Below are 4,255 nucleotides of genomic sequence, written 5' to 3'. Positions count from 1 at the left end.
TTTGAACGATCTGTTCAAAGAGATAGAAAAGAGCCCGTTTAAGAGAGTGCTCGAAGACGTGAAAGTAGTAAATGCAGAGGAGAAGAGGAGGATTATGGAAAGTTACGGAGAGAGGAAAGTCGTAACCATAGGAGACAGCATTTCGGATGTGGAAATGCTCAGGGCTGCGAGGGAGAAAGGTTTAGCCGTATCCTTTAACGGAAATAGATATGCCGTTAGAGAGGCAAACGTTATAGTAGTAAGCGAGACGGCTTTGAGTGAGGCGATGATCGTGGACCTATTTTTGAGAAAAGGATTTGAGGCTGTGAAAAATTACGAAAATTCCGAGCACGAGCTTCTTGACGAAGTTATGGGAAAGACGGAAATTTACTTCGAAGCGAGCGAAGATGTTATAGAGAAATCTGAGAAAATGAGGAAAAGACTTAGAGGAAAGGTGGGTGAGCTCGGATGATAGTTGGATTCGGAGCTTTAAACCTCGATAAGATTTACCTCGTCGACAAAATACCAAGAGAGGATGAGGAAGGGTTCGTCATAGATGTGGAGTTTCATCCGGGAGGAAGTGCTGCTAACACCATAGCCGGATTAGCAAGCTTTGGGGTGAAAACCGGGTACATAGGAAAGGTCGGCAACGATGCCGAAGGAGAGATTCTCGTCGAAGATTTCAGAAGGAGGGGAGTGGACTTATCTGGAGTGATAAAAAGTGAGGGAAGGAGCGGACAAGCGCTTATCTTCGTAGATAAAAGTGGAAATAGAGCAATACTCGTCGATCCCGGCGTGAATGACACGATAAAGTTTGAGGAAGTGAACAGGAAGCTCATCGACGAGGCTGAAATCGTGCACATGACCTCTTTTATATGTAAGAACGGTGTTGATTCCTTGGAAAGTCAGAAGAAGGTTGCAAAGATAGCAAAAGCAGTTAGTTTCGACCCCGGCTTACCGTACGTTGAAAGAGGGTTTGAAGAGATGAGAGACATAATAGAGCATACAACGATTCTTCTTCCGAATAGAATGGAGCTTGAAAAGCTTGTAGGAAAAAATTTCAGAGAGGCTGCCAAGGAAATGGTTGAGGAGGGAGTGAAAGTGGTTGCTGTTAAACTCGGGGAAAAGGGCTGCTACGTGACGGATGGAAAGGAGGAGTACTTCATCGAGGCTTTTAAAGCCAACGTTGTCGACACCACTGGAGCTGGCGACGCTTTCAACGCTGGCTTTCTCTACGGCTGGATAAGGGGAAAAAGCTTGGAGGCTTGCGGAAAGCTCGGAAATTACGTTGCTTCGAAGATAGTCGAAAGAGTTGGAGCTAGGAGTTACGAAGGAATCGATCCAGAGAGGTTTGTCTGAAGATCATTTTTCTCCAATCTTTGTTCCATGTTAATTTCTCGGCATAGCTCAACGCCTGAGATAAGCTTTCGAATTTCAGCGGCTTAGATTTCATAGCTTTTCTAACCCCCTCTTCAACAACCCACACTCCGAGGGGATATCTGTACTCCGGAGTGATTTCTCTAACAACAAGAATCCCCGCTTGTCTTCTCACTTCTTTAAGGTATTCGAGAACTGGTAATCTTGCAGCATAATAACCTCCAGAAAGCTCCGAATACTTCTTTTTCTTTCCTATGCTTTCAGAATCAACACCGATCCACGTTCTTTCGGGACTCCAAAAGCTCTCTTCGATCCATATCTCCACAAGCTGGAAAAAGTACTTAGACGGATAAACAATCACAACAAATCTGTTTCCAAAGTGCTCGTAGAAGAAAAGATTTACTTCGTTGATTGTATCAAAATCTCTTATCTCCTCCTTTATCCTTTCTCCAAGAATGTCGTGAACGGCTGTTACGCTCCACCTCGTCGGAACGAGTTTCTTCTCAACTCCAAGAATTCCAGCTGAGAAAACTCTCTGGATGTAGTGAGTCGGAAAGCCCTTCTCAAACAGCCTATAGACTGCCTCATTAGCTTTGACTTCATCGTACCAGAACTTTTCCACAATTTTAGGCAGCTTGGGGTTTTCCGCAAGCTTCAAATTTTCTATTCTCGCTGAAACTCCGGCAGGATTTACGATCTCATCGAACAGCGGCTTTCTAACAACCTTTTTCACATCCGCCTCCACATCAAAGTACTTCTTAGCCGCAGCTATTTCCTGAATCTTCAGAACGTACTCGTCGAAGTTTCTGACATTTATTCTCCTAACTCCCCTCGCAACGTTCATCCTCATTCTCAAAACGTCCTCAACTTTTCCGCTCCAAGAAGAGGGGTTATCGTAAAGTTCCGGATTTCCGGAAAAAACGACAAGAGGACCGGCGAAAACTTTAGGGTAGCCTATTCTTCCGATAAAAATTGATGGAGGTGTTGGATCCTCTATTTTATTCTTTACCGGCAGATACGCTACGCTTATCGATTCGAGAAGTTTGCATCTTCCGCAGATTAAATTTCCCTTGCACTTCGCACATATCATCTCAGAAGGTACTTATCTCCCCATTGATTACCATTTCCGTCACCTTGGTTATCTCAGCCAGCCATTCGTCGGCGACGGTTTTAATCCTGCTTTCCATGCTCTCAACGCTGTAGCCTCTTTCTGGAATGACCTGAATGCTGCAAACTTTCGGCTGATCTATCGGCTTACCTATCTGGGAGAGGATTCTCACGTGAACCTCCTTTATCCCCTCCACAGCTTCGTAGCAGTCCTTCGCTATTAAGTTTGCGAGAATGTTGTATATCTTACCAACGTGATTTATCGGGTTTTTACCGCTTGTAGCTTCCATGGACATCGGTCTGCCGGGAGTTATCAAGCCATTGCACCTGTTCCCTCTGCCAACACTACCATCATCACCGCTCTCAGCGGAGGTGCCGGTGACTGTAAGATACACCACTCCTCTATCAACGTCATCGGCTGTGTTGACGAAAATTTCTACCTTCCTTTCCGTGTACTCGTTTGCGATGTCTTTAATAAAGCTGGAAAGTTCCTCCTTAACAGCCAGATACTCCTGAATGTTCGAAAGATGTCTGACAACCATCGCAGCAGCCACGGTAAGCTTTATCACATCCCCCTCTCTGAGAGCCATTACCTTTACATCTTCTCCCATAGCCTTTTCCTTCTTCCTAAACTCCTCGTAAATTCTTCTTTCTACGTTGTAAACCAAGTTTTCAGTTTCGGAGAGAGGAGCGTAGCCTATTCCAAAGCTTGTGTCGTTGGCGAGAGGAACTTTCCCTTTCTGCCTTTCGAAAACGTCTTTCAAATCGGTTGAACCTTCACCCAAGCGAACATCGAAAATTACGTCAGTCTCTGGATTAAGATAACGCATAGCTTCTCTGACGTATTCCTTGGCAGCTTTCAATGCTATTCTGTCAGCTGGTATGTCAATTCCGTCGAAATACTTGGTGGCTCTTCCTACAAGTAGAATGTATATCGGCTGTATCAGCTCTCCCCCTCCAAAGCTCGGCTTGGCTTTACCAGCCACAATCTGCGTTTCGTCAGTGTTGTGGTGCAAAACCGCTCCGACTTTCTTCATGTACTCCTTGCAAAGAGCTCTGCTCATCGCTTCGGCTATTCCGTCAGCGAGGCTATCAGGATGACCTATGCCTTTCCTTTCGACTATTTCGATCTTCTGCTCTTCAATAGGAGTGTGAACGAGCTCTTCAACAACGATGTTCCTCATGGAACTTAGATTCGAGTGAAGTAATATAAGAATTGCCTCGAATTATGCGTAGTAATAGCTAAATTCTCACGAATCTCCTCACGAATTTCTTGTACCACTCAAATTCCTTTTCGTCCGCCAAATGGATTTCGAATGGAGCGAATACATCTATGGATTTAAGTATTTCAGCTCTGATTTTCGATCTTTCGGATTGCTTTCCTGGCATGTTTTTGGAAACAATTAGAACATCTATGTCGCTCGCTGGAGTGTATTTACCTTCAACAACCGAGCCAAAGACGTAAACTTCAGCTTCTCCAAGAATTCTCTCGGCAGTCGATTTTATCAGCTTCGCATAGTAGATGTAGTTCTCGAAATACCTCCTTTCTTCTTCGGCTATTTCCCTCACAATGTCCATGAACCTCATAACTCATCAACCAGCTCCCTAATCTTTTTCGCAAGCCTGAGCATGTTCTCCACTTCTTCTCTTTCGAATTCCGTCGGAATGTATCTTGAGGTTATGTACGCATTTTCCAAATTGGATATGCCATCTATGTTTTCGATCATAAACTTTCTAATTTCCTCGAACTTCCCCGTAGCTTTTCCAATTTCCTTCAAGAGTTTTTTTATTG

Annotated in this window: 5 protein-coding genes and 1 pseudogene; 2 read left to right on the top strand and 4 right to left on the bottom strand. The window is 44.3% G+C overall.

Features of this window, described 5'->3' with window-relative positions; genetic code table 11:
- Both F7C14_RS08125 and F7C14_RS08120 read left to right on the top strand, forming a co-directional pair.
- Positions 1-451 (top strand): annotated as a pseudogene (locus F7C14_RS08125) (hypothetical protein); the annotation flags it as partial.
- Positions 448-1,338 carry a carbohydrate kinase family protein gene (locus F7C14_RS08120; RefSeq protein WP_290901693.1) on the top strand — a complete coding sequence of 297 codons (891 nt, stop codon included), beginning with the start codon at positions 448-450 and terminating at the stop codon, positions 1,336-1,338. The pseudogene F7C14_RS08125 and the gene F7C14_RS08120, both read left to right, overlap by 4 nt.
- On the opposite strand, the gene F7C14_RS08115 is transcribed toward F7C14_RS08120, so the two are convergent.
- The 4 genes from F7C14_RS08115 to F7C14_RS08100 form a co-directional block, all read right to left on the bottom strand.
- Positions 1,298-2,446, bottom strand: coding sequence for an Nre family DNA repair protein (locus F7C14_RS08115; protein ID WP_290901692.1), 1,149 nt, complete (start codon positions 2,444-2,446; stop codon positions 1,298-1,300). The two genes, F7C14_RS08120 and F7C14_RS08115, sit on opposite strands and share 41 nt — an antisense overlap.
- A gap of 1 nt (position 2,447) precedes the next feature.
- Positions 2,448-3,647: a methionine adenosyltransferase gene (locus F7C14_RS08110; RefSeq protein WP_290901691.1), complete on the bottom strand. Its 1,200-nt coding sequence runs from the start codon at positions 3,645-3,647 to the stop codon at positions 2,448-2,450.
- 58 nt (positions 3,648-3,705) lie between these two features.
- A complete protein-coding gene (locus F7C14_RS08105) occupies positions 3,706-4,050 on the bottom strand; it encodes a nucleotidyltransferase domain-containing protein (protein WP_290901690.1) in 345 nt (114 codons plus the stop codon).
- Positions 4,047-4,255, bottom strand: a 209-nt coding sequence (locus F7C14_RS08100) for a HEPN domain-containing protein (RefSeq protein WP_290901689.1), incomplete at its 5' end; no start/stop codon positions are given. The genes F7C14_RS08100 and F7C14_RS08105, both read right to left, overlap by 4 nt.

Origin of the sequence: Ferroglobus sp., assembly GCF_015521575.1 — an archaeon.
Taxonomy (GTDB): Archaea; Halobacteriota; Archaeoglobi; order Archaeoglobales; family Archaeoglobaceae; genus Ferroglobus.
The sequence above is the reverse complement of the archived record's forward strand: the minus strand, read 5'-3'. Positions and strand labels throughout refer to the sequence as shown.